This window comes from Hydrogenophaga sp., assembly GCF_026125825.1.
Classification (GTDB): domain Bacteria; phylum Pseudomonadota; class Gammaproteobacteria; order Burkholderiales; family Burkholderiaceae_C; genus Hydrogenophaga.
On sequence record NZ_JAHCKK010000159.1, the window covers coordinates 1 to 5,227 of the forward strand.

At 68.3% G+C, this 5,227-nt stretch carries 8 protein-coding genes and 1 pseudogene; 2 read left to right on the forward strand and 7 right to left on the reverse strand.

What is annotated here, in order from left to right; all coding sequences use genetic code 11:
• The 5 genes and pseudogenes from KIT86_RS24000 to KIT86_RS24020 all read right to left on the reverse strand — a co-directional run.
• Positions 1 to 334 (reverse strand): annotated as a pseudogene (locus KIT86_RS24000) (hypothetical protein); the annotation flags it as partial.
• A 126-nt stretch (positions 335 to 460) separates the two neighbouring features.
• Entirely contained in the window at positions 461 to 613 is a 153-nt protein-coding gene (locus KIT86_RS24005) for a hypothetical protein (protein WP_297403087.1), read from the reverse strand.
• Positions 614 to 784: 171 nt separating this feature from the next.
• On the reverse strand, positions 785 to 1,213 hold the full coding sequence (locus KIT86_RS24010) for a YciI family protein (RefSeq protein WP_297403099.1): 429 nt from the start codon (positions 1,211 to 1,213) through the stop codon (positions 785 to 787).
• 95 nt (positions 1,214 to 1,308) lie between these two features.
• Complete coding sequence (locus KIT86_RS24015; RefSeq protein WP_297403089.1) at positions 1,309 to 2,091, reverse strand: SDR family oxidoreductase; 783 nt, start codon at positions 2,089 to 2,091, stop codon at positions 1,309 to 1,311.
• On the reverse strand, positions 2,088 to 2,417 hold the full coding sequence (locus KIT86_RS24020) for a nuclear transport factor 2 family protein (RefSeq protein WP_297403091.1): 330 nt from the start codon (positions 2,415 to 2,417) through the stop codon (positions 2,088 to 2,090). Before KIT86_RS24020 ends, KIT86_RS24015 begins: the two co-directional genes overlap by 4 nt.
• A 97-nt stretch (positions 2,418 to 2,514) precedes the next feature.
• Between KIT86_RS24020 and KIT86_RS24025 the strand changes: the two genes are divergently transcribed.
• Together KIT86_RS24025 and KIT86_RS24030 are read left to right on the forward strand one after the other, a co-directional pair.
• Entirely contained in the window at positions 2,515 to 3,444 is a 930-nt protein-coding gene (locus tag KIT86_RS24025) for a LysR family transcriptional regulator (protein ID WP_297403092.1), read from the forward strand.
• Positions 3,445 to 3,574: 130 nt separating this feature from the next.
• A complete protein-coding gene (locus KIT86_RS24030; RefSeq protein ID WP_297403094.1) occupies positions 3,575 to 4,204 on the forward strand; it encodes a hypothetical protein in 630 nt (209 codons plus the stop codon).
• Positions 4,205 to 4,210: 6 nt separating this feature from the next.
• On the opposite strand, the gene KIT86_RS24035 is transcribed toward KIT86_RS24030, so the two are convergent.
• Both KIT86_RS24035 and KIT86_RS24040 read right to left on the reverse strand, forming a co-directional pair.
• Positions 4,211 to 4,669: a DoxX family protein gene (locus tag KIT86_RS24035; RefSeq protein ID WP_297403096.1), complete on the reverse strand. Its 459-nt coding sequence runs from the start codon at positions 4,667 to 4,669 to the stop codon at positions 4,211 to 4,213.
• Positions 4,666 to 5,227, reverse strand: a 562-nt coding sequence (locus tag KIT86_RS24040) for a DUF2063 domain-containing protein (protein ID WP_297403097.1), incomplete at its 5' end; no start/stop codon positions are given. The genes KIT86_RS24040 and KIT86_RS24035, both read right to left, overlap by 4 nt.

Genomic DNA, 5,227 nt, shown 5'->3' on the forward strand with positions numbered 1-5,227 from the left:
CGGGCGTGGGGGCTCCGCCCGCCAAAGGCTGACCCCCTGAGGCTTGCGCCTGCGCAGGCGCCACGGGCGCAGGGGGGGCCGGCGACGGCGCGCCGCCGGGCTGGGCCGGGCCCAGCACCACATGAAGCACCGGCACCTCGGCCCGCCGCTCCTGCCAAGGGAGGCCAAAACCTGGCAAACCCATGCCCTGGCCGCCAAAGGTCAGGCTCAGCAACAGGGCGTGAAAGATCAGGGAATACGTCAGCGCCAGCGCCATGCGCCGGCGTTCGGGGTCCATGCCCGCCCAGGGGCCACGGGCGGTGCTTGCCGTGGCCAGCGACGGTCCCACCGGCATCGGGCGGGAAGAGGGGGGTGGCGCAGGCATAGGGCCGATTGTCGTATCCAAACCGCCCGGCCCAGGGCGACGTATCTCACGCTTGCCCCTCCAGCGGTGCTTGCCAAGCCCAATGCACCAGACCGCCTACTTGCTGCGAGGCGCCTTGGGCGGCCAGTGGTGCCGGGCGCGATGGAGCTCGGCGGCGCAGGTCGGGATGGTGTTGATGGAGTCGCCCGGCGTCCTGACCTGCCGCCGCATCTCGGCCTTGAGCGAGCACACGATCACCCGACGGGGCACCCCAGTCGCCATCAAGGTTGCTGACACATCCCGCGTCACCACCAGGTTGGGGCGGATGGTGAGCCTGGTCAGTTCCGGCCGTATGGGGCGCTTCGCGTTGAGCAGGTGGCAGGAGGTTGCAGACCCATTTTGACGCGTTGCACTGCCTCAACGCCGTCGTCTGGCGGCAGATCAAGTGCCTCGCGATTGAACTTCCTTGCGCAGCCGTTCTTCCTGCTCGCGCAGTTCGGGCGTCAGCGCATCGCCAAAGTCCTCCGCCGAGAAGATGGGCCGTATTTCGATTTCGGAGTCGGTGCGCATGGGGTTGGGGCATTTCTTCACCCACTCGATGGCTTCCTGCAGCGAATTGCACCGCCAGATCCAGAAGCCGGCGACCAGTTCTTTGGTTTCGGAAAATGGCCCGTCGATCACCCGCCTGTCTTTGCCCGAGAATGCCACCCGGGCACCGCGGGCGCTGGGGTGCAGGCCCTCACCCGCTTCCAAGACGCCGGCCTTCACCAGCGCTTCGTTGAAGGCACCCATGGCAGCGAATTCTTCCTGCGTGGGCATCACGCCGGCTTCGCTGTCCGCGGTGGCTTTCACCATCACCATGAATCGCATCTTGATCTCCTTGTGTGAATCCGGGCAGCCATCCGCCCGCCTTTGTACGACGATCGAGGCTGCGGCCATTCGACAGCCATCCATCGGCCGGTGTCCTAGACGGTGGGAACGGTGCCCCCGTCGATCACGTGCTCCGAGCCGGAAATCGAACCGGTTTTCGGTGAGCACAGAAAGACGATGAGGTCGGCGACTTCCTGTGGCTTGGCCGGGCGCCCGAGCGGGATGCCGCCCAGCGATTGCATGATGAGCCGCTTGCCTCCTTCGTGGTCGGTGCCGGCCTGGGCCGCCATGCGCTCGACCAGGGCGATGGATGCATCGGTCTCGACCCATCCGGGCGCGACGCTCAGCACGCGAACGCCTTGGGGCGTCACCTCTTTGGACAGCGCCTTGCTGTAGGTGGACAAGGCGGCCTTGGCCGCCGCATAGGCCATGGTTGATTCCGGCAGCGGCAGCTGCCGCTGGATGGAGCTGACATGCACGATGACGCCCGAGCCTTGGGCCAGCATGGCCGGCAGCAGTGCGCGGTCCAGGCGAACGGCGGGCATGAGGTTCTGGTTGAGTTCGCGGGTCCATTGCGCATCGTCCAGGGCCGCGAAGCCGCCGCCCGGCGCGCTGGATCCCCCGAGCACGTTGACGAGGATGTCGATGCCACCCCAACGCTCGATCACGGCGTTCGCCACCGTGGTGGCACCTTCGGCCGTGGAGAGGTCGGCGGCGACATGGAAGACGCCGTCGGGGGCTTGCAGGGGCACGGAGCGCGCGCTGGTCATCACCTGCACCCCGGCATCGCGCAGGGCCTGCACGACGGCGGCGCCCACGCCTTTGGTGCCGCCCGTGACCAGCGCTCGCCGGCCCTCGAGTTGAAGATCGAAGCTCATGCCGTGATCTCCAGCGCGGCGATGCGTCCGCCTTCAAGGCGAAAGCGATACCGGAGATCGACCGGGCTGCCCGGAAAGTCGCCAGCCACATGGCAGCTCACGACGTGATGCCCGTCTTTCTGTTCCAGCGCGAACGGCTCGGCCGTGTAGTTGTATTGGGCGGATGCCGCCGTTTTCCACGCCTGAATGGCGTCGAGGCCGGCGTGGGTGTGGCCCTCGTCTTTCACGGTGGCATGCGCCGTGAAGCACCGGGCAAGTGCTTCGGGATGCTGCCGGTCGGCGGTGAAGTAGTCGGCAATGGGATCGGGGAGCTTCAGGGTGGTCATGGTGGGTTCCTGTGGGTTGGAGTCGACAGCATGCAGCGCCTGAAGACATAAGTGAATGACCTAGAATCTGAATGGGTTATGAAGGAAAACATACAGAATGCGCGGATCGGAGTTCGCTGAGCTGAAGGCCTTTGCGGCGGTGGTCGAGCGGGCAAGTTTTGCGCGCGCCGCAGAGCACCTGGGGGTGTCGCCTTCCGCGCTCAGCCAGACCATCCGGCAGCTCGAGGCCCGGCTGGGGGCCCGGCTGCTGAACCGCACCACGCGCAGCGTGGCGCCGACCGCGACCGGGGAGCAGCTGTACGCGCGCATCGCACCCCTGTTCCGGGACATGGCCGACGCGGTGGCCGAGGCCAGTGCGGCCTCGGGCCAGACGAGCGGCACGCTGCGCATCAACACGTTGGGCATGGCGGCGCGGCAGATCATCGCGCCCCGGCTGGGACGGTTTCACCGAGCCCACCCTGAGGTGGTGCTCGACATCGTGGTCGACGATGGCTTGAGCGACATCGTGGCGGGCCGTTTCGACGCGGGCATCCGGGTGGGCGGACGGCTGGAGAAGGACATGATCGCCGTGCGCCTCACGCCCGATGTGAGGATGATCGCCGTCGCCTCGCCGGCTTACCTGGCGCAACACGGCACACCCGATGCACCGGCCGACCTGCACAACCACGCTTGCATCAACTGGCGGCTTCAGGCCGATGGCCGGGCCTACCGCTGGGCGTTCGAAAAGAAGGGCCGACAAGTGGAGATCGCCGCACAAGGGCCGTTGATCACCAACCACGCCGACATCGGTGTGGCCGCCGCCGTGCAAGGGCTGGGCATTGCCTACGCCTTCGACCGCGAGCGCGTCGACGAACATCTCGCGCAGGGACGCTTGTCGCAGGTGTTGGGCGATTGGTCCATCACCCGGCCCGGGCTGTTCCTGTATTACTCGAACCGGCGCCACCCCTCACCGGCATTGGGCGCTTTCATCGACTGCATGCTGGACCGCGACCCGCCGCGCGCGGCAGGCCGACAGCGGATTCGCTGAACTGCCGCGATGGCCGCCGCGGCCAGAGCGTGAATATGACCCGCGTCACTTTACGCCGCGATCGGGGTGCCCGAAAATTCCCGCCGGGCTTTTCAGCCGCCCGCACCTTCCATTCACAAGAGAGATTCCCATGCTGTGCGCCGCTGCGATCACGCGTCTGTCCCTGTCTGGCTTGCTGGCCCTGGCGCCTTGGGCGGCTGGCGCGCAGGTCGCGTCGCAGGTGGGGGCGGCGCGGGCGGCGGCCCTGGCCGATCTGCCCGACGATGCGGCCGGCTTGCCACCGATGCCGATGGGCTCGGGGGCCATGATGCCGATGCCGCGAAACGTGAAAAAGCTCAGCGATGGCGAGCTCACTTGCGCGCAGATTTATGCGGAAACCCAGGGGCTGGAGAAGACCAGCCAGGAGCGGGGGGCCGAGGCCGAGCAGGCGCAGGCGGCCATGATGGCCAGCCAGAACGAGATGATGAAACAAGCCAGCGGCATGGGCGGCGGTGGCATGGGTTCGGCGGTGGGCAGCAGCCTGCTCAGCCTGATACCTGGCGGCGGGCAGATCCAGAGTTTTGCCATGCAGGCGGCGGCCGACGCCCGCCGCGCCAGCATGCAGGACAGTGTGGAGAAGATGATGCAGGTGCAGACCCGCCTGGTGAACGCGGAGCAGGCCCGCGAACTGGCGCAGGCGCGCAGCGAGCACCTGACCGATCTGTTCCTCAAGAAGGGCTGCAAGCTTTCCGAGGTGAAGTCAGCCGGCGCGGCGCCTTAGCCCGCATCAACCCTCGCGGCGCGGCAGCAGCAGCGCGTCGAGCGAGCAGCGCCCCGCTCCCCGCCCCAGCAGATAGAGCAGCGGCACGGCCCACGTCAGGTGGGTGGGCCAGGCGGCCGGGTAGACCAGAAACTGGATCACCGCCGTCATGCCCAGCAGGGCCGCGGCCGACAACCGGGTGGCCAGCCCCAGCACGAGCAGGATGGGAAACAGGTGCTCGGCACTGGTGGCGAGGTAGGCCGCCCACTCGGGGGGGATGAGCGGCAGCGCGTAGTCTTCCCTGAACAGCAGAAACGTGGTGTCGGTGAGGGTGAACCAGCCTTCCACCTTGGTGCGCCCGGAGAGCCAGAAGATGCCGGCGATGCCGAGGCGAGCGGCCAGGGCGATGAGGTCGTGGGAGATCCAGCGCTCGAGCCCATGGCGAATGGATTCGGTGGCGCGAAGGGTGTGCGAGAGGGTGTTCATGGTGCAACCGCCGTGAAGGCGCCGTGGTGGAGGAGTTGGCCCAGCGCGTTGGCGAGGTCCAGGCCGGGTTCGGCCGCCAGCGCAAGGGCTGCGGCGTCGGGAATGGGCAGGCCCTGCGCGCTCGCATCGAGCAGCGCGCAGGCGCCCATGCCGATCTCGTGCGCCAGCACCGCGCCATGGGGCCGCGTGAGCAGCGTGTGCTGACCGCGCCAGTGGGGTGGGTTGGGATCGGGCAGGGCTTCGCGCGCCGCGTGCCAGAGGCTCAGGGCGGGCCAGTCGGCGCAGGTGTGCCAGCGCGCGGCGGGGTGGGGCACGAGCACGCTGTGAGGCAGGCTGTTGGCGTCCAGGGCCGCCAGTGCCTGGGGTGGCAGTGTGGGCGCGTCGGCGGCGGTGTGGCACTGGTTCCACAGCGCGTCGATCTGCGCGACCTCGGGCAGCCAGGGCCACTCGCCTGTGGGGAGCGTGCGCGCCAGGTGTTGCGGGAAGCCTTCGCCATAGCTCGCGAGGCACCCGGCCTGCGGAGGGTGTTCGCGCGCATGCGCCAGCGCCGCTGCGGCG